The sequence below is a fragment of the Variovorax sp. ISS6 genome, assembly GCF_056523145.1.
The window spans coordinates 1474716-1493741 of sequence record NZ_JAWRZC010000002.1 but is presented as its reverse complement, the minus strand read 5'-3'; the positions used below and the strand labels follow the sequence as shown (position 1 = coordinate 1493741).

The 19026-nt window shown below is 67.7% G+C and carries 13 protein-coding genes; 10 read left to right on the top strand and 3 right to left on the bottom strand.

What is annotated here, in order from left to right; all coding sequences use genetic code 11:
• The first annotated feature begins 243 nt into the window (after positions 1 to 243).
• The 4 genes from AC1HIL_RS38600 to AC1HIL_RS38585 all read left to right on the top strand — a co-directional run bounded on the left by AC1HIL_RS38600 (position 244) and on the right by AC1HIL_RS38585 (position 4571).
• On the top strand, positions 244 to 861 hold the full coding sequence (locus tag AC1HIL_RS38600; RefSeq protein ID WP_479669582.1) for an amino acid synthesis family protein: 618 nt from the start codon (positions 244 to 246) through the stop codon (positions 859 to 861).
• A gap of 92 nt (positions 862 to 953) precedes the next feature.
• Positions 954 to 2630: an MFS transporter gene (locus AC1HIL_RS38595; protein WP_479669583.1), complete on the top strand. Its 1677-nt coding sequence runs from the start codon at positions 954 to 956 to the stop codon at positions 2628 to 2630.
• A gap of 76 nt (positions 2631 to 2706) precedes the next feature.
• The gene (locus AC1HIL_RS38590) at positions 2707 to 3627 is read left to right on the top strand and encodes a LysR family transcriptional regulator (protein WP_422098715.1); all 921 of its coding nucleotides are present in this window, start codon (positions 2707 to 2709) and stop codon (positions 3625 to 3627) included.
• A 44-nt stretch (positions 3628 to 3671) separates the two neighbouring features.
• Positions 3672 to 4571: a dihydrodipicolinate synthase family protein gene (locus tag AC1HIL_RS38585; RefSeq protein ID WP_479669584.1), complete on the top strand. Its 900-nt coding sequence runs from the start codon at positions 3672 to 3674 to the stop codon at positions 4569 to 4571.
• Positions 4572 to 4609: 38 nt separating this feature from the next.
• Here the strand turns inward: AC1HIL_RS38585 and AC1HIL_RS38580 are convergent, their stop codons facing one another.
• The 3 genes from AC1HIL_RS38580 to AC1HIL_RS38570 all read right to left on the bottom strand — a co-directional run bounded on the left by AC1HIL_RS38580 (position 4610) and on the right by AC1HIL_RS38570 (position 7347).
• Complete coding sequence (locus AC1HIL_RS38580; protein ID WP_479669585.1) at positions 4610 to 5290, bottom strand: class I SAM-dependent methyltransferase; 681 nt, start codon at positions 5288 to 5290, stop codon at positions 4610 to 4612.
• 34 nt (positions 5291 to 5324) lie between these two features.
• Positions 5325 to 6080: an SDR family oxidoreductase gene (locus AC1HIL_RS38575; protein ID WP_479669586.1), complete on the bottom strand. Its 756-nt coding sequence runs from the start codon at positions 6078 to 6080 to the stop codon at positions 5325 to 5327.
• A gap of 292 nt (positions 6081 to 6372) precedes the next feature.
• On the bottom strand, positions 6373 to 7347 hold the full coding sequence (locus AC1HIL_RS38570; protein WP_479669587.1) for a GlxA family transcriptional regulator: 975 nt from the start codon (positions 7345 to 7347) through the stop codon (positions 6373 to 6375).
• A gap of 234 nt (positions 7348 to 7581) precedes the next feature.
• Between AC1HIL_RS38570 and AC1HIL_RS38565 the strand changes: the two genes are divergently transcribed.
• The 6 genes from AC1HIL_RS38565 (at position 7582) to AC1HIL_RS38540 (ending at position 19022) form a co-directional block, all read left to right on the top strand.
• Positions 7582 to 10476 (top strand): ATP-binding protein, encoded by a 2895-nt coding sequence (locus AC1HIL_RS38565; RefSeq protein ID WP_479669588.1) that lies wholly within the window; start codon positions 7582 to 7584, stop codon positions 10474 to 10476.
• Positions 10477 to 10653: 177 nt separating this feature from the next.
• On the top strand, positions 10654 to 11601 hold the full coding sequence (locus AC1HIL_RS38560; RefSeq protein ID WP_479669589.1) for an amidohydrolase family protein: 948 nt from the start codon (positions 10654 to 10656) through the stop codon (positions 11599 to 11601).
• 110 nt (positions 11602 to 11711) lie between these two features.
• Positions 11712 to 14672 carry a type VI secretion system Vgr family protein gene (locus AC1HIL_RS38555; RefSeq protein ID WP_479669590.1) on the top strand — a complete coding sequence of 987 codons (2961 nt, stop codon included), beginning with the start codon at positions 11712 to 11714 and terminating at the stop codon, positions 14670 to 14672.
• A gap of 5 nt (positions 14673 to 14677) precedes the next feature.
• Entirely contained in the window at positions 14678 to 17278 is a 2601-nt protein-coding gene (locus AC1HIL_RS38550; protein ID WP_479669591.1) for a DUF2169 family type VI secretion system accessory protein, read from the top strand.
• Positions 17275 to 18336 (top strand): pentapeptide repeat-containing protein, encoded by a 1062-nt coding sequence (locus AC1HIL_RS38545; RefSeq protein WP_479672810.1) that lies wholly within the window; start codon positions 17275 to 17277, stop codon positions 18334 to 18336. Before AC1HIL_RS38550 ends, AC1HIL_RS38545 begins: the two co-directional genes overlap by 4 nt.
• Before the next feature lie 5 nt (positions 18337 to 18341).
• Entirely contained in the window at positions 18342 to 19022 is a 681-nt protein-coding gene (locus tag AC1HIL_RS38540; RefSeq protein WP_479669593.1) for a DUF3540 domain-containing protein, read from the top strand.
• Positions 19023 to 19026 lie beyond the last annotated feature (4 nt).

Genomic DNA, 19026 nt, shown 5'->3' with positions numbered 1-19026 from the left:
TGCGAACCCAGTGTCCGGCGCGCCGGCGCTCCCTGCGCATGCCCGAGGTGGCATGGACTGCCAGATCGGGTGCGCTTCCTGCCAACGCGCTTCGGCGCCCACCGCCAGGCCAAAAAACGCAAGCCCGCTTGCGTTCTTGCAAACTGACAACAGGGCCTCGCAACCCTAATCTCCGTCCGCCACTTCAGCCCCTGCGACGCAGGGACCCGGCGATTCAGCCACATCCACAGGACGGAGACCCCCATGAGCCCATCAACGCTCGAGACCATTCGACAGATCTTCGTGTTCGAGAGGAACACGCTCGCCGAGGGCGGCCGCGCCGCTGCCGCGCCTTCGCGCCACGTGGTCGCCGCCGCGATCTTCAAGAACCCCTGCGCCGGACGCGGCGCCGCGACCGACGCCGAGCTGGCCGACCTGGCGCAGCGCTCGGTCGAGATCGGCACGCTGCTGACCGAGCGCGCGCTCTCGCACTTCGCGGGCGAGGAGAAGCCCCGCGCCTACGGCAAGGCCGCGCTGGTGGGCACGGCCGGCGAGTCGGAGCACGGCGCGGCCCTGATCCATCCGCGCCTGGGCCTGGCCATGCGCACCGGCCTGGGCGCGGGCCCCGCGCTGATTCCGGGCAATGCCAAGATGTCGACGGCCGGCGGCTCGGTCGACCTGCTGTTCGGCGGCGCCGACGATGCCTGGGACTACGACGCCATGGACGGCATCACCCTCGCGATCCCGGGCGCGCCCGGCCCCGACGAGCTCGTGCTGTTCGTCGGCTTCGGCACCGTGCGCATCAATGCGCGCGTGAAGGGCGCCAGCGCCGAGCAGGTCGCCAAGGTGGTGGCCGACATCCGGGCGCGCCGCCAGGCCTGAAGCGCCCGCCACCGGCCACGCCACGTGGCCGGCCAGGGAGGAGCCCCACCGGGCGGCCTCCTCCCTTCAGAACCACAAGACAGGAGACAAGCATGGACATCCCCGCAACCCTGACGGGTGCGACGCATCGCGCGGAAGGCAGGAAGGTCATCGTGGCCTCTTCCGTGGGCGCCGTCATCGAGTACTACGACTTCTTCCTCTACGGCTCGCTCGCGACCATCATCGCGAAGCAGTTCTTCTCGGCGCTCGACCCCTCGGCCGCCTTCATCTTCGCGCTGCTCGCCTTCGCGGCGGGTTTCATCGTGCGGCCGCTCGGCGCCGTGCTGTTCGGGCGCCTGGGCGACATGATCGGGCGCAAGTACACCTTCATGATCACGCTGCTGCTGATCGGCATCTCGACCTTCTCGGTCGGTTTCCTGCCCAACTACGCCACCATCGGCGTGGCCGCGCCGATCATCCTGATCGTGTTGCGGCTGTGCCAGGGGCTGGCGCTCGGCGGCGAGTACGGCGGTGCCGCCACCTACGTGGCCGAGCACTCGCCGCCGCACAAGCGCGGCGCCAGCACGGCATGGATCCAGACCACCGCGACGCTGGGCTTCCTGCTGTCGCTGGTCGTGATCCTCGGCGTGCGCAGCACCATGTCGCCCGAGCAGTTCGACGCCTGGGGCTGGCGCATCCCCTTCATCATCTCGCTGGGCCTGCTCGTGCTCTCGGTCTACATCCGGGTCTCGATGAAGGAGTCGCCGGTGTTCCTCAAGCTCAAGGCCGGCAACGGCATCAGCAAGGCGCCAGTGCGCGAGGCCTTCGGCGAATGGAAGAACCTGCGCATCGTGCTGATCTGCCTGTTCGGCCTGTGCGCCGGGCAATCGATCGTCTGGTACACCTCGCAGTTCTACGCGCTGTTCTTCCTCACGCAGATCCTCAAGGTGGATCCGATCTACGCGAACACGCTGTTCGCCACCTCGCTGGTGCTGAGCATGCCGCTGTTCATCTTCTTCGGCGCGCTGTCGGACCGCATCGGCCGCAAGTGGCTGATCATGATCGGCATCCTGGTGGCCGCGCTGTCCTACGGCCCGCTGTTCAAGGCGCTCGCGCACTATGCGAACCCGGCGCTGGAACGCGCCCAGCGCAGCGCCTCGATCGTGCTGACGGCCGACCCGCGCGAATGCTCGTTCCAGGGCAACCCGATCGCGCGCGACGTCGACTTCCGGACCTCCTGCGACATCGCCAAGCGCGTGCTGGCGCAGAGCGCGGCCAGCTACGAGGTCAAGGACGCGGCCGCCGGCGAGCTGGCGACCGTGACCGTCGGCGACCGGGCCATCGCCTCGGTGCAGGGACGGCTGGTCGCGAACGGCAATGCCTTCGAGCCCGCCAGCAAGGCCGAGATCGACGGCTTCCGCGCGCGGATCGGCGCCGCGCTCCAGGGTGCCGGCTATCCCGTGACCGCCGATCGCGCGGGCATCGACTCGCCGATGGTGGTGCTGATCCTGCTGGTCTTCATGGGCTTCGTGGCCATCACCTACGGGCCGCTCGCGGCGCTGCTGGTGGAGATGTTCCCCGCGCGCATCCGCTACACCTCGATGTCGCTGCCCTATCACATCGGCGCCGGCTGGTTCGGCGGGCTGCTGCCGACCATCTCGTTCGCGCTCGTGGCCGAGCACGGGAACATCTATGCCGGCCTCGCCTATCCGGTCGCGGGCGCGCTCATGACCTTCGTGATCGGCGCGATCTGGCTGCGCGACACCAGGGAGACCCGGGCCGCGGCCTGAACCGCAAGCTTGCACCGATGGCGCCCGGGCCCACGCTGGACTAATGTCCTCGCTCCTTCGTTCAGCCTTCAATGCCATGGCCACCAAGCACCTGCCCCTGGATCAACTCGGATGGGACCACCTGCGCGCATTGCTCGAAGTCGCGCGCGGCGGTGCGCTCGCGCCCGCCGCGCGCAAGCTGGGCGTCGACCAGTCGACCATCAGCCGCCGCCTCGCGCAGGTGGAGTACAGCTCGGGCGGCACGCTGTTCCGGCGCGACCGCAAGGGAATCGTCCTGACCCCGTTCGGGCGGGAAGTGTTCACGAGGGTGGAGAAGATGGAAACGGCCTTACACGAAATCCAGGGACTGACCGCCGACCGCTACGGGCAGAACGCCGGCACCGTCTCCATCGCAACGATGGAGGGCGTGGGCGCGATGCTGATCTCGCGCGCGGTCAGGAAGCTGCACGAGCGCTTCGCGGCGATCGAGATCCAGCTCGCCACCACCTCGAACTACGTGGACATCGCGCGCCGCGAGTCCGACATCTTCGTGAGCTTCTTCGAGCCGCCGCCGAAGTCGCTGCACACGCAGAAGGTGGCCGACGTGCATTTCCATCTCTATGCCAGCGCCTCCTATCTCGCGGGCCGCGAGATCGCGCGGCCCGAGGACCTGGCGCAGGACTTCTTCATCGGCTACATCGACGACCCGATCTACCTGCCCTCGGCACGCTGGCTCGAGGAGTTCGTCGATGCGCCGCGCATCGGCTTCCGCGCGACCAGCATGTTCTCGCAGCTGTTCGCGGCGCAGGAGGGCCTGGGCGTGGTGCTGCTGCCTTCCTATGCCGAGGCCGAGTCCTTCGGACTGATCCGGCTGCTGCCCGATCGCTCCGCGCGCGTGCCGCTGTTCATCAGCGTGCAGTACGACCTGCAGTACCTGCCCCACATCCGGGCCGTCTTCGACCTGCTCGCGCAGCTCATGGCCGAGAAGCTCGCGGCCCAGCAGCCGGCGACGGCCTGACACACATCGCTTTCTTTCCATCCACCCTTTGCTCATTCATTTCCATGAACAAGAAAATCCTCGGCATCGTTTCCTATCCCATCACCGCCTTCGACGAGCGCAGCGGCGCCGTCGACATCGAGACCAGCCGCCGCGTGGTCGAGCGGCTGGTGCTCTCGGGCTCGCATGCCATCGCGCCGCTGGGCAGCACCGGCGAAAGCGCCTACCTGTCCGACGAGGAATGGGACGCCGTGGCCGAGGCCTCGATCGCGCAGGTCGCGAAGCGCCTGCCTGTGATCGTCGGCATCTCGGACCTCACGACCCGCAACGCGGTGCGCAAGGCCCGGTTCGCCGAAGCGGCGGGCGCCGACGCGGTCGTGGTGCTGCCCGTGTCCTACTGGAAGCTCGGCGAGGCCGAGATCTTCCGCCACTACCAGAGCATCGCCGACGCGATCGGCCTGCCGGTCATGCTCTACAACAACCCCGCGACCAGCGGCGTCGACATGCAGCCCGAGCTGATCGTGCGGATCGTGCGGGACATCGCGAACGTCACCATGGTCAAGGAGAGCACGGGCGACATCCAGCGCATGCACCGGATCCGGCAACTGTCGAACCGCGAGATCCCGTTCTTCAACGGCAGCAATCCGCTGGCGCTCGAGGCCTTCGCCGCCGGTGCCGTGGGCTGGTGCACGGCGGCGCCCAACATCATTCCGACCTGGCCCGTAGCGCTCTACGACGCCTGCCTGTCGGGCGACATGGAAGCGGCGCGCACGATCTTCTACGGGCAGCTCGAGGTGCTGCAGTTCATCCTCAAGGGCGGGCTGCCGACGACCGTGAAGGCGGGGCTGCGGCTGCGGGGGTTCGAGGCGGGGGTGCCGCGGCTGCCGCTGCAAGGGCTCGACGAGGCGTCGACCGGGCAGTTGCAGCGTTTGCTCAGGGAACTGGATTCGCGAACGATCGCCTGACAAGGTGTGAAGAAACCGTAGCGAGCGGCCGGTCGCCGTCACGCGTAGGCGACCCACCCCCTGAACGTGAACCCCACGTAGAAGAGCTGCACTCCGCTGAATCCCGCCTCGCGCAGGACCGCCTCGTCTTGCGCCGGCGACAGGATCGCCAGCTCCTTCTGCACCTTCTCGCTCGTGGCGGCCGCCTGCTTCGGGTCGGAGCCCGATGACACGAGGAAGGCCGCGTAGCGTTTCATCCAGGTTTCGCGCTGGCCCTCGCCGTCCTCCACGCTGAGGTGCGCCACCACGAAGGGCGCGCCCGGCTTCAGGCGGCGATGGATCTCGCGCGCCGTCGGCAGGCGCTGGTCGGGCGGCACGAAATGGAAGGTCAGCAGGCAGGTCGCGCCGTCGAAGGGGCCTTCGGGCGCGTCCTGCACATAGCCTTCGTGCAGGGCCACGCGCGACGTCAACGGGCCGAGCCGCTGGGCCGCGAGATCGAGCATCGGCGCGCTCGGGTCGACACCGTCGATGCGCCACCCGGGGTGGGCGAGCGCGAGGTCCTCGAGTTCGAGGCCGCCACCGGCGCCGACCACCAGCACGCGGCCTTCGGCCGGCACGCGCTCGGCCAGCAGGATGCGCGTCATCGGCAGCAGGCCACTGTGGCCGGGCACGTTGCGCTTCGGGCCCTCCGCGTACTTGGCCACCGCATCGGAACTGTTGAATGCACTGTGAGAGTTCATCCAACGATGATGGCATGGCGCCTGGGGGTGCGCTTCAGCAGGGGTTCAGCGCCGCGAAGACGGCCTCGTAGCGGCCATCGCGCTCGGCCCAGCGCCGCGCGTGGTCGCGCTCGAGCATCAGCTCGCCGTTCGGATGATCGCCGCGCTCCAGCTGTCGCATCACCTCCGCCACGTAGGCGCCCACGGGCATGGCGCGCGGGTCCGAGGCCTGCGCGCTGCCCGTGAGTTCGGTCTGCACGTAGGGCGGTGCGAGTTCGAGCACCTCGACCGGCACCGCGCGAAGCTGGTGGCGCAGCGACTGCAGCCACGAATGCAGGAAGGCCTTGCTCGCGCAGTAGACCGGGAAGTCCGCGCGCGGCACGAAGGCCAGGGCCGAGCCGGTCGCGATGAAGCTCGCGTCGGGCTGGCCCTTCAACAGGGGCAGGAACGCGGCCGCGGTGCGCAGCACGCCGAGGATGTTGGTCTGCACCACCGCTTCGGCATCGGTGGCGGTCCAGGCATCGGCGCGCATGTCTTCCGCGCGCGAGATGCCGGCATTGGCGATCAGCACGTTGAGCTCGGGAAAGCGTTCGCGCACCTCCCGCGCGACGCGTGGCAGCGAGGCGGGATCGGCCAGGTCGAGCCGCAGGCCGAACAGGCCGGCTCGGCCGGTCGTGACCTCGTCGAGCAGGGCCTGGCGCCTGCCGGTGACGATGACGCGGTTGCCGCGCCGGTGCAGGGCCTCGGCGAGCGCGCGGCCGATGCCGCTGGTGCCGCCCGTCACGAGGATGGTGTTGCCGGTGGTTTTCATGATGGCTGTCTTTCGATGGGTTGGGGTCATGGAGAAAGCCATGGCAACCCTCGCAACGCTCTTCGCGAACGGGCGCGAAAAGACCCTGTGCCGGCCGCGCGATGCGATGCAGCGCAGGAAGGCGAACAGGACGAACGAAAGGAACAGGGAGGGCATACCGTGGCGTCTTTGCATCGAGATCTCCCTGCTGGGAACCACTCGACAAAGGACGCGTTGGATGACGGTAACGCCTACGGCAGCGCGCCGCTAAGGCGACTGCGGGCCGGATTGTCGACGCGCCGGCGCGCCGGCGTCAACCCCCGGGCGACGACGCGAGCCGCGTGCTGCCGAAGTTCGCGCGGTACTGCTGCGGCGTGACGCCCAGGCGGCGCAGGAACACCGCGCGCATGCGATGCGCGTCGTGGAAGCCGCAGGCGAAGGCCACGGTCTTCATCGGCGCCTGGCCGTTCTCGAGCATCACGCGCGCCGCATCGAGCCGCGCGCTCTCGACGAATTCGGCCGGCGTGAGCTTCGCGTCGCGCGCGAAGCTGCGCTCGCTCATGTGGGCGACCCGCGCCAGCACCGCCACCGTGAGCTCGTCGCCCAGGTGCGCCATCACGTACTGCTGCACCTGCGCGACCGGCGAGGCCGGCTCGAGCCGTGGCGTGAGGAAGGGACTGAACTGCGACTGCCCGCCCGCGCGCTGCGTGAACACCACGAGCCGCCTGGCCACGTGCAGCGCCACCTCGTTGCCGTGGTGCTGCGCGAGCAGGTAGAGCGACAGGTCGATGCCGGCCGTGACGCCGGCCGAGGTGTAGAGCTTGCCGTCCTGGTTGAAGAGCCGGTTCGATTCGACGCGCGCGCTCGGGCACAGGCTGGCCAGCGCCGCCGCGTCGTTCCAGTGCGTGGTGACGGTGCGGCCATTCAGCAGGCCCGCACGCGCCAGGATGAAGGCGCCGCTGCAGATCGAACCGAAGCTCGCGGCCCGCGCGCTCGCGGCCTCGAGCCAGCGATACAGCGCCGGATCGAAATGCTGCCGCACCAGCGCCGGGCCGCCGGCCACCAGCAGCAGGTCGAAGGCATCGTCGACCTCGGCATAGTGGCGATGCGCCTGCAGCGAGAGGCCGTTCGAGCACGGCATGGTGCCGTGCTCCACGCCGATGGTCTCGAGCCGGTAGTGGTCCTCATCCGGCAGGAAGCGGTTGGCTTCCGAGAACACGTCCATCGGGCCGCTGACGTCGAGCGACTGGACGCCGGAGAAAACGAGCAGGGCGACGGTGCGGTGCATGGGCGGGAGGTCGGACGGGCGATCGGTATCGGTCCGGGATTCTGGCGCACCCCGAGATTCGTGGCTTGAAAAACGCCGTGCCTCGTTCGTCTGGAAGACTTCGAGTGCCGCGGGCGGCATGCATTCACCCCGACGGCATCGGTACATCCCACCCAGCGAGCCCCTGCCCCATGACAATCGCCCGATGCGCATCGCCCCGCCGCCTCGCAACCGACGCCCCGCGATGAACCGATGGTGAGTGCCCCGCTTCCGCCCCTGCGCTTCGGTCCCTTCGTGCTCGACGTGGCCGCCGGCCGCCTGCTGCGCGACGACGCGCCCGTCGCGCTGCAACCCAAGGTCTTCGCGCTGCTCTGCACGCTCGCGGGCCACCCCGGCCGGCTGATCGCCAAGGCCACGCTGTTGCAACAGGTCTGGCCCGCGCAGGTGGTCAGCGACGCCGTCGTGAAGACCGCGATCAACCAGCTGCGCATCGCGCTCGGCGACGATCCCTCGCAGCCGTGCTACGTCGAGACCGTGCCGCGCCGCGGCTACCGCTTCATCGCCGGCATCGAAGGCGCCACGGTGGCGCCACCCGCCTGGGTGCAGCCGGCCGGCGACCGGCTGGTCGGTCGCCAGGCCGCGCTCGATGCGCTCCATGCGGCCTGGCAGCAGACGCGCGAAGGCACGGCGCAGCTGGTGTTCGTGATCGGCGAGGCCGGCATCGGCAAGACCACGCTGATCGACCACTTCGCGCGGCACGCGGTCGCGGCGCTGGTGGCACGCGGCCAGTGCGTCGAGCAGGGCGGGCAGGATGAGCCGCACATGCCGATCCTCGAGGCGCTCAACGGCCTGTGCCGCAGCCACCCGGGCGCGGTGCCGCAAATACGGCGCATCGCGCCCACCTGGCTGGCCCAGATGCCCTGGCACGCGAGCGAGGCCGAGCGCTTCGCGCTGCGGCAGGAGATCGACGGCGTGGGTCCGGGGCGCGTGCTGCGCGAGTTCCGCGAGATGCTGGACCGGCTGGCCGAGCCCCAGCCCATCCTCCTGGTCCTCGAGGACCTGCAGTGGAGCGACCTGCCCTCGCTGCAACTGATCGAGCACCTGGCCAGCCGGCACGAACGCGCGCGCTGGATGCTGGTGGCGAGCCTGCGCCCCGCCGATGCGCAGGGCCGGCCCACCGCCGTGGCCGACCTGCATGCGCGGCTGCGGCTGCGCGGCCTGGCGCGCGGCCTCGAACTGGCGGCGTTCTCCGCGGGCGAGGTGGCCGAGTACCTCGCGGGCCGCTATGCCCGGCAGCCCCCATCGACCCACCTGGCGCAGCGGCTGCATGCGCAGACCGGCGGCCTGCCGCTGTACCTCGCGACCTGGCTCGATGCCGCCGACCGCGAGCACGCGGACACGCAAGACGGCCCGGGCGGGCCTCCGCCCGACGCCTTCGCCGAGCCGCCGGCACGACTGGCGCACGGGCTCGCGCACCTGATCGAGCGGCAGCTCGAGCTGCTCGAGTCCGAGGACCAGTCGCTGCTCGAGGCGGCCTCGGTGCTCGGCGTGGAGTTCTGGAGCCAGCCGCTGGCCTCGATGCTCGAACGCTCGCGGCTGTCGGTGCGCGCGCAGATCGACCGGCTCGCCAGGCAGGGCCAGTGGCTGGTGCCGCTCGCGGTCGAGCGGCTGGCCGACGACAGCTTCGACGCCCGCCATGCCTTTCGCCATGCGCTGCATCGCCACGTGCTCTATCAGCGCCTGGGCGCGGCGCGGCGCGCCGAACTGCACCGCCGCGCGGCGCAGGGCCTCGAGGCCATGGCACCGCTCGGCCTGCCGGTGGCGGCCGCGGAGCTGGCCGAGCACCACGAGCGCAGCCACGACGCCACCGCCGCGATCCGCCACAGCGCGGAGGCGACGCGGCTCGCGGTCGCGCGCTTCGCGCCGCAGGAAGCGGTGCGGCTCGCGCGCCGGGCGCTGGCGCTGCTCGGCCGCAGCGATGCGCTGCCGCGGCCCGAGCGCGATGCGCTCGAACTCGGGCTGCATGCCCACCAGGCCGTGGCCTTCGCGCAGTACCTGGGCTTCGCGGCGCCCGAGCGCGAGGTCTCGCTGGCTCGCGCGCTCGAGCTCTGCGAACGCCGGCCGGCGGCGGCCGCGCATGGCTGGATCCATGGCGGCCTCGGATGGATCCACATGGCGCGCGCCGACTACCGGCAGGCGCTGCGGATGGCCGAGCGCGTCGAGACCCTGGGCCGGCGCTTCGACGATCCCGCGGTGGTGGTCTGCGCCCTGAACCTGCGCGGCACCACGCTGTCGTTCCAGGGCGACTACGCGGCGGCGGCGAGCTGCATGCGCGAAGGGCTCGCGATCTGCGCGCGCGACGAGTCGCGCATCGCGGGCGCGCCGTTCCCGATCGACCCGGTGGTGTCGATGCTCGCCAATTCCGCGCTGCCGCTGGTGATGGTCGGCGAGATCGACACCGCCTTGCAGCATCTCGCGCGGGCACGCGAACGCGCCCTGCGGCTCGGCGCACCGATGGCCAGCATGCTGGCCGCCTGGGGTGCATCGACCGCGGGCGCCGCGCTCGGCGAAGCCGCGCTGGTGGCCGAGATGCTGCCCACCCTGCAGGCCGCGGCCGGTGCCGACGACATCGGCCAGGCCGAGGGCCCGGCCCTGTGGTTCGACGGCTGGATCGCCGGGCATGGAGCGCGCCGGCCCGCGCAGGTCGCGACGCAGCGCATCCGCGCGGCGCTCGAGCGGCACCGCCAGCGCGGCATGTTCGCGGGCGCGAGCCAGGTCCACCTGTATGCGGCCGAGGTGGCGCTGCGCGCCGGCCAGCTCGACGAGGCCCGCGCCGAGATCGACGCCGGGCTGCACAGCGCCGAGCAGTTCGGCGAAGCCGGCCATCTCAGCGACATCCACCGGCTCGATGCCCGCTGGCACGCCGCGCAGCACGACGATGCCGAATCGCGGCGCGCGCTCGAGCGCGCGCTGCACCACGGTGCGGCGCAGCAATCGGCCTGGGCCGCGCTCGCGGCGTGGATCGAGCTCTGCGAACGGCCCGATGCCGGCGAGGCGGAGCGCGCGGGACTGTCGCGGGCGCTCGCGCAGGTGCGCGGTGGCGAGAGCCTCGCGCGCGTGCAGCGCGCCAGGTCCCTGTTGCAGCGCTGAAGGACTTTCCCCCTCCCCCTCTGGGGGAGGGCCGGGGTGGGGGCAAGCGACGTCTCCACGGCCAATCCCTATCTCTTTCGGCAGACGCTTACCAATCGCTGACCGTCTTTCCTGCTCCCCGCGTTTAACGTGCATCTCCCCCGGGGCGAAGGCCCTCCCGCCGCACGAGGACACGCCATGCAATGGACCGATCGACAACGACTGCACCGCCTGGCGCGCGCGCTCTGCCTGCGCGCAGGCCTGCTGTGGGCCGCGGCCCTGCCGGCCTGGTCGCAGACCGCGCCGATGCCCGATGCGCGCTCCGCCGCGCCGATGATCACCTTCGCCGACGCGCATGTGCATCTCAACGACCTCGCGATGCAGCTCGCGCTGATGGACCGCTGGGGCGCCACGCATGCCGTGGTGTTCTGGGGCGGGCGCAGCAGCAACGATTCGGTGGCCGAGGCCGCGAAGCGCCATCCCGACCGGCTGATCCCCTTCGCCTCGATCTCGCCCGAGCGCAGCATCTACCGCCCGGGCTGGAGCGCCGACGATCCGGCCCTGCTCGCGCAGCTCGACGCGCTGCTGGCCACCGGTCTCTACAAGGGCATCGGCGAGATCTCGGCCGCGCACTTCCCGGCATCGGGCTTCGCGGAGACCGACTACAGCCCGACCGGCGCGACCATGACCGGCATCATGGCGCTCGCGCGCAAGTACCGGCTGCCGGTGATGGTGCACGTGGAATCCACGCGCATGGCCGAGCTGCAACAGATGCTCGAGCGCTTTCCCGACGTGCCGGTGATCTGGGCCCATGGCGGCTACACGCCGTTGTTCCTCGCGCGGCGGCTGCTCGATCGGCATCCGAACCTGCACTACGAACTCAGCGCGCGCACCTGGCCGCGCCATCCGCGCTCGCCCGACTACACCGTGCTGCGCGACGGCCAGAACGTCTGGCCCGAATGGCTCGCGCTGATCGAGGCGCAGCCCCACCGCTTCCTGATCGGCACCGACGCGAGCCACCGCTCGGCCGACGCCGAAGCCATGAAGTTCGCGAGCGTGCAGAACTTCCTGGGCCAGCTCGCCCCCGAGGCGCGGGAACTGGTGGCGCGCGGCAATCTCCTGCGGCTCGTGGGGGTGAAACCTTGAAGCGAACGGCTGCGGCCGAGGAATTCGCGGCCATTGCAGGACGCGCGGCCATCCATTCGAGCGGAACGACCATCGCGCCGCGCCCGCCGATTTCGAACAATCGATGACCCATGCACACGCACGACATCCGTATCGACACCGACTCCCCCGTCGCCAACGACCTCATGTTCTGGAGCCTCATCGGCCACGAGGGCCTGTCGCGCGCCGCGGTCTACGAACTCACGGTGCTGTCGAAGAACGGGCATGTGCAACCCAAGGACATCCTGGGCCGCGCCTTCGACATCGGCATCGACTTCATCGATGCCCATGAGCTCCCGCACACTCGCCACTGCCACGGGCACGCCGTGCGCTTCCTGCGCGAAGGCCGCACCGGGCGCTACCACCGCTACCGCATCACGCTGCGCTCCTGGTTCTGGCTGCTGACCAAGCGGCGCAACTCGCGCATCTTCCAGGACAAGCCGGTGCTCGATGTGCTCAGCGGCGTGTTCGAGGACAGCCCGGCGCGGCGCATCCGCAAGACCAATGCCGACGGCGTGATCGGCGCGCACGAACCGCACCGCTACTGCGTGCAGTTCCAGGAGAGCGACCACGATTTCCTCTCGCGGCTGCTCGAGGCCGAAGGCATCTACTACTGGTTCGACGCGCACGACGAGCCGGGCCGGCTGCAGCTCGCCGACACCAGCTTCGTCGCGCACAAGCGCCTGCCGGCCACGCCGGTGCTGCACTACACCGACGTCGCGGGCGAGGCGCGCTTCAACGAGATCACGCGCTGGATCTCCACGCAGCGCCTCGACACCGGCAAGCATGCGGCGCGCGACAGCGACTTCAAGGCCATCCGCAAGAACATCGGCGCCACCATCGACGCCGCCGACGAGCACGAGCTCGCCGAGTTCGAGGACTTCGAATACCCGGGCGACTACTTCAGCGTCGAGCACGCCGAGGCCACGGCCAGGATCCGCGGCGAGGAACTGATCGCGCGCCGCGACCGCCACTGGGCCGTGACGACCTGGCCCGACGTGGGCGTGGGCCGCAGCTTCGTGCTCGAGGGCGATGCGCCCGAACTGGCGCGCGGCGAACACCTGATCGGCGCCTGCAGCTTCGTCATCACCCATCCGGGCCATGAAGGCGCCGACGACGAGCGCACGCGCAAATGGCATGCCGAGCGGCTGTGCGGCCTGATCGCGGGCGACGCGGTCAACGATGGCGCGGACGGCGTGCTCGACGAGCTGATCCGCACCGAGCGCACGCTGCACGATGCGCAGCGCGGCGTCTGCGTGTTCTTCCTCACCGTGCTGCCGATGCAGCTGCCGTTCCGCCCGCCGCGCCTCACGCCGCGCGTGACCATGCCCGGCCCGCAGACCGCGATCGTGGTCGGCCCAGAAGGCGACGAACTGCACGTGGACGAACACGGCCGCGTGAAGGTGCACTTCCACTGGGACCGTTACGACGAGAGCAACGAGAAGTCGACCTGCTGGGTGCGCGTGTCGCAACCCTGGGCCGGCAAGGGCTGGGGCGGCTACTTCGCGCCGCGCATCGGTCAGGAGGTGATCGTCGACTTCCTCAATGGCGACCCCGACCGGCCCGTGATCGTGGGACGGGTCTACAACGACGACCAGCCGATCCCCTACAAGTCGCCCACGCAGAGCGGCTTCCGCACGCGCTCCACGCCCGGGGGCGATGCGAGCAACTACAACGAGATCCAGTTCGAGGATCGCAAGGGGGAGGAGCTGTTGTCGGTGCATGCGGAGAGGGACATGCGGCGGGTGGTCGAGCGCGACGATGCAACCTACGTCGGCCGCGACCAGGCCCTGACCGTCGACCACGACCAGACGCAGCAGGTGGGCCACGACCGCATGGTGCACGTTGCGAACAACGACCGCTCGATCGTCGACGGCATGCAGAAGCAGACGATCAAGAAGGACCAGTTGCACCACGTGGTGGGCAAGCAGGATGCCTTCGTGGACGCAGACCGCAATCTCACGGTGCAGAAGAATTCGAAGGTCGACGTCGGCGGGCAGCGCGTGGACATCACGCGAGCCGACGAGACGCGCGACGTGCTCGGGAACAAGACGGTCACCGTCGGCGGGGACTACTCGTTCAAGGCGCGGAACATTCGCTTCGAGGCGGCGCATTACGACTTCGTCGTGACGGGTGCCAACTCGACGGCAGTCACCAGTCCGAAGGGCCCCTACTCCATCCTTGCCAATGAGGTGAAGGTCATCAGCAATACGAATGTCAGCACCTTTGCGGTGGGGGACATCAACGAGACTTCGATCGGGTCGAATCAGACGGTGATCGGATCGAATTCCAGCGGCTACATCGGTTCGAACAGTGAAGCGAACATGGGTATCGCGCGAACCTCCTTCGGCGGACTCAGCCTTGAAACGGCGATGGGGATCAGCATCTCGAACTTCCTGGGGTTGCAGATAGAGAACGCAGCCGCCTTGCGACTCGAAACGGTCGCTGGCACCGGTATCGAGATAGGCAGCATCAAGATGGTCCATACGGGCCTCATCAACATCACCCCCTTGAAAGGCGGAAAACCATACGGTGGACCTCCTTCCGTCGCCTCAAAGGACGCCAGCGGATGGGCCATGCTCATGACGGTCAGCGGCGCCTTGAGCGGACTCGGCTACTACTACGCCGACCGAGCGGAGACCCTGAAACAGTACAAGAAAGCCGTCGCGGAGATGCGAGCGGCATCCACGATGGCATGGAATGCGGAGCTCACGGGACTGGCTCATCGCATGGAGACACTGGCGGACGCACTTGAAAGGCGTTCGGGGGGCAACTGGATCCGATATGTGCCGGTCCTTGGAGAGCTTGCGTCTGCTGCCGCGGATCCAGCAGAGGTGGATTTGGCGGAGAAATGGAAGGTCGAGGAGCCAGATTCGATCAATGCGGATGACGCCGCACCCGATCATTTCCTGTATGGCGGCCTCGACAACCGCCACGAACACAACCACGAACGCCACGCGCGCAGAAACCCTCAGCAACCGCCTTCATCGCCCAAGCCACCACCGATACAGGACATGCCCCCTGGCCCTGACAAATCGCCACCCAAAGGCTGAAGCAGATGCAAGTCGTCAAACCCGGCCAGATCAGTCTGACCACTCGTCCCTTCACGTTTCGCAAGCGTCACGGGATGTCCATCAGTGCCATGCTCCACGTCCCCTTCGATCAAGGCGAGCAAGGACGTCTCTGGGGCGAACAGTCCATGTGGAATTTCCTCGCGGGCGAAACGGAATCACCACTGATCGACGAAGGCATCGCCAAGCTGACGCCCGAATTTCTGGTGCATGGTCATGTCTATCCTCCCGGCGATGGCAGTCACGCACGCGCCGTACGCGCACGACTCGGTGGGAAGGAGAAGATTCTGCTGGTCTTCGGTGACCGGCACTGGGCGGGCAACACCCCGACCACGCCCCAAGCCTTTGACAAGCTGCCCCTTTCGTGGCGAAGAGCCTTTGGAGGCACGGGGTTCATGGCCAACCCCTGCGGTATCGGCGCACAGGAACTGGACGGCGTGCATCGCCTTCCGAACATCGAGAGCCCCAACGATCGCCTGGTCTCGCCGCGGCAGCAGACAGAGCCCGCGGGCTTTTCCGCATTGGACTCTCAACATCCCGCACGGGCCGCACTGCGCGGAACCTACGACGACAGCTATCTGCGCGAACACGCGCCCGGCTTCGCTCCCGATATCGACTGGCGCCATTTCAATGTCGCGCCGTCCGATCAGTGGCTGGAAACGCCTTTGGCCGGAGACGAAGAGTTCTGCCTCGAAGGAATGCACCCCGCCAAGGAACGCATCGACGGCAAGCTGCCAGGATTGCGCGCACGCACATTCGCCCGCAAGCAGCCCATCGATGGCAGTGAAAACGAGTTCCTCGAGGTGCCGCTCCGGCTCACCACCGTCTGGTTCTTCCCGCACGCAGAACGCGCAATCCTGATCTTCCAGGGCATCACATCGGTGCGCGAAATCGACGGGACCGACATTGTGGAGTTGCTGGCCGCCGTGGAGCGCATCGGGAGCGAAAAGGACGATGCTCACTATCTCGACGTACTGAAAAAACGCGCCGATCCCCAGATGGGCGCCATCCATGCCCTGAACGACGCGGACCTCCTCCCGGAAGACCTCGATCACTCGGACCCCGAATCCGAGGCGACGCAGGCCGTTCTTGCTGGTGATGGCATGCGAGCGGAAGTCGAACGGAGGCGATCAAGCATCGACTTCGAGCTGGCTCGCGCGGAGCTTCGCAAGCTCGGAAAGGACCCCGACGAAATGGGCCTTCGCATGCCTGCCGAAGAGCCCGTTCCAACCGGAGCGAAGCTTGCCGGCTATGTCGAACGCAAGCTCGTCGAAGCGCGCGAACAGCAGCTCGCGGCGCTCGAAGACATGCTTTCCTTGCTGGAACGCGCGCTGGAGTTGGAGAAAACCAAAGGCATCCCCATTTTTTCCGGCGGGCATCGCGGTCCTCCGCTGTACAACGCCACGCAGCATCTCGGTGAACTCCGGCAGATGTTTGCCGCCACCGGGAAGCCGTTCGACGAAGCCGCGATTTTTCCGAATCTCCTCAGAAAGCAGGACGCGGAACGCCAGGGTTACCTGCAATCGGCCCATATGCAATCGCCTGCTGCATGCATGAATGGCGAAGACGCGCAACGATTGCGGGTGGAGATGGTTCGGGCACATACCCTGGGTCTGCGGAACTTCATGCTCCATGATTTCACCGGCGCGAACTTCTCCGACATGGATCTGAGCGGCGTCGACTTCAGCGGGGCCCATCTGGAGAGCGCCGATTTTTCGCATTGCAACCTCTCGGGTTCAAATTTTTCCCGCGCAGTGCTGGCGCATGCCAAGCTGGACGGCGCCATCGCCATCGACGCGTCTTTTCGCGAGGCCAACCTCGGTCGGGCCGGCCTCGTCGGCACGGTGCTCGACCGTGCCGATCTTCAGGGAGCGATCCTGTCGCACTGCCGTTTCGAGCGCACCCATCTGCGAGGGGCGAGGCTCAAAGGCGCCCTCTGGATGGATACGGTATGGAATGCCACCGATGGCCGCGAGGCTTACGCAGAAGGCCAGACCTTCTACAAGATGGACCTGCGCTCGCTGCGGCTGGAAGAAGCCGATCTCCGCGGTTGTTCCTTCATCGAATGCGATCTTTCAAATGCGCGAATCGGCGGTGCGAGGCTCGATGGGAGCTCCTTCATCGATTGCAACCTCGAAGGAGCACAACTGGTGTCGGCACAAGCAACCAGCGCGTCTTTCGTGAGCACCACGCGAATGGGCGGCATCAACCTCGCGCGGGCTGTTCTGCGCGATGCCAACCTCTCCGACATGAATCTGGAGGGAGCATCTCTGGTTAGGAGTGATTTGCGAGGTGCCAACCTTTCTGGCGCGCTGCTCACGGGTTGCGATGGTCGGGCTTCGGACGCGCGCGGCGCACTGATGACTCGGTCGGTGCTTCGAGGGGGAAACTGGCAGAGCGCGAATCTGCGTGACTGCATCCTTCAGAACGCGGATCTTCGAAATACCGATCTGCGCGACAGCAATCTCTTCGGTGCGGATCTCTCCAGCATCCTGATCGACGGATCCGTGCAACTGCAGGGCGCACTTCTGACACGTGCGAAGACCTGGCCGCGGCGCAAGGCGGCCGAAACGGGGGGCGGTCAATGAGCCCCGAGGTGCTCACGCTCGCAGCTTTGATGGGCGAAGTCATCTCGGAGCGGAATCTGCGCGGCAAGAGTTATGCAGGGGCATCGCTGGGGGCGATCATTTTCACGAAGACATGTCTTGCTCAGGTCGATCTTCGAAACGCAGACCTGCGCGAAGCCGTGTTCGATCAATGCGACTTGCGTGGTGCCTTACTTTCCGACGCGCAGCTTCGGGGCGCCGTTTTCGACCGATGTGTTCTGACACATGCGGATCTGCGACAGGCTTTTCTTCACCAAGCCAAGCTCTCAACTTGCGACTTGAGCCACGCCCAGCTCGCACGTGCCGTGATGTCGATGGCGACCCTGACGCGTTGCAATCTCTCCGGTGCCGTATTCCGCGACGCCAGTCTTGTCTCGTCCGTGATCAGCGAATGTCGCCTGCACGACGTATCGCTCGATGGCGCCGATCTCGAACACGCGAGCTTGCTGGAAAGCGACGTGGTGAACCCTACATGGGAAGGGGCTCGCTTTCGCCATACCGTCTTCTTCAAATCGAGCTTGCCGGGTCAACGATTCTCCGGCCTCCGCCTCGAAGGTTGCCAGTTCGCCAACCTCGACCTTTCCGGATGCGACTTCTCCGAGGCAACGCTGACGCAATGCAACTTCCAGGACTCTCAGATCGAGGACGTCCGTTTCCGTGGGATCCAGGCGCCCATGAGCATCTTTTGCGGCACGCACGGGCAGGGCTGCGATTTCACTGGCGCCCAGTTGCCGCAGAGCCTTTTCAGCGCCGCCAAGCTTCCTGGTTCGATCTTCGACGGTGCGAATCTCCGGCAGGCGCATTTCGCTCAAGCGGATATGCCAGGCGGCCGATGGATCGGAGCCGACCTCACCCATGCAGACCTGAGTCACGCGAATCTCGCACAAGGGGATTTCTCTGGCGCGGTGCTCCAGCGCTCCGTTCTGCATCGCGCCCAGCTCGGCGGTGCGATCGGGGTCGACTACTCCCGGGCGATAGCGCCCGATGCGTATCTGGAGCGCGCCGACTCCTGGAGACCCACCCTGTTCACAGCATCTTGAACCCCATGACCATCGCCAATCGCTCCATCCCCATTTCCCATCGCTCTCGCCGGAGGCTCCGCGCAAGGGAATCGCATCGAACGACCGCTCATTGGGGTGTCGGCGTCATCGTTGATATGCGGGACGACCTTTTCACGGTCGTCAGCGAGCAAGGCTCACTGGAAGCTCGCGTCTCGTTCAGTTGTCTGGTCGTTCCAGCACTCGGCGACACCGTGTCCTGTCTCGACGCAGGTGCAAATGGCGCCTGGATCGGGTCGATCCTCGCTCGCCAGGCACAGACGGGCCATGCCACCGTGGCGCCCTTGCATCTCTCCAGCGGTCCAGTGACCTGGAACGTCGAGGGCAGCCTCGCCATAGCCGTCAACCGATTTTCCGTCGACGCCGAGGAATTCCACATGGCAACCCGCTCCATTGACGTCACGGCAGATCGGGCGCATGTCGTGGTCGAAGGGCTTCGTTTCATAGCGGGCGCCATCAAGCTCATCGCCTCCACGCTGTCGAGCGCAATGACCCGAGTGCAGCACTTCAGCGAAAGTTACGCACGCTCGACGACAGGGCTCGATCGTGTGAGTGCTGGTCACGTCGAGGTCGAGGCCGAAACACTCATGCACCTGAAGTCGCAGCACACCATGGTGGACGGAAGCAAGCTGGTGAAGGCGCGCGGCGGCCAGATCCATTTCGGTTGATCGC

Coding starts and splice junctions, on each gene's coding strand:
- AC1HIL_RS38600 (WP_479669582.1), top strand. CDS start 244: ATGAGCCCATCAACGCTCGAGACCATTCGACAGATCTTCGTGTTCGAG.
- AC1HIL_RS38595 (WP_479669583.1), top strand. CDS start 954: ATGGACATCCCCGCAACCCTGACGGGTGCGACGCATCGCGCGGAAGGC.
- AC1HIL_RS38590 (WP_422098715.1), top strand. CDS start 2,707: ATGGCCACCAAGCACCTGCCCCTGGATCAACTCGGATGGGACCACCTG.
- AC1HIL_RS38585 (WP_479669584.1), top strand. CDS start 3,672: ATGAACAAGAAAATCCTCGGCATCGTTTCCTATCCCATCACCGCCTTC.
- AC1HIL_RS38580 (WP_479669585.1), bottom strand. CDS start 5,290: ATGAACTCTCACAGTGCATTCAACAGTTCCGATGCGGTGGCCAAGTAC.
- AC1HIL_RS38575 (WP_479669586.1), bottom strand. CDS start 6,080: ATGAAAACCACCGGCAACACCATCCTCGTGACGGGCGGCACCAGCGGC.
- AC1HIL_RS38570 (WP_479669587.1), bottom strand. CDS start 7,347: ATGCACCGCACCGTCGCCCTGCTCGTTTTCTCCGGCGTCCAGTCGCTC.
- AC1HIL_RS38560 (WP_479669589.1), top strand. CDS start 10,654: ATGCAATGGACCGATCGACAACGACTGCACCGCCTGGCGCGCGCGCTC.
- AC1HIL_RS38555 (WP_479669590.1), top strand. CDS start 11,712: ATGCACACGCACGACATCCGTATCGACACCGACTCCCCCGTCGCCAAC.
- AC1HIL_RS38550 (WP_479669591.1), top strand. CDS start 14,678: ATGCAAGTCGTCAAACCCGGCCAGATCAGTCTGACCACTCGTCCCTTC.
- AC1HIL_RS38545 (WP_479672810.1), top strand. CDS start 17,275: ATGAGCCCCGAGGTGCTCACGCTCGCAGCTTTGATGGGCGAAGTCATC.
- AC1HIL_RS38540 (WP_479669593.1), top strand. CDS start 18,342: ATGACCATCGCCAATCGCTCCATCCCCATTTCCCATCGCTCTCGCCGG.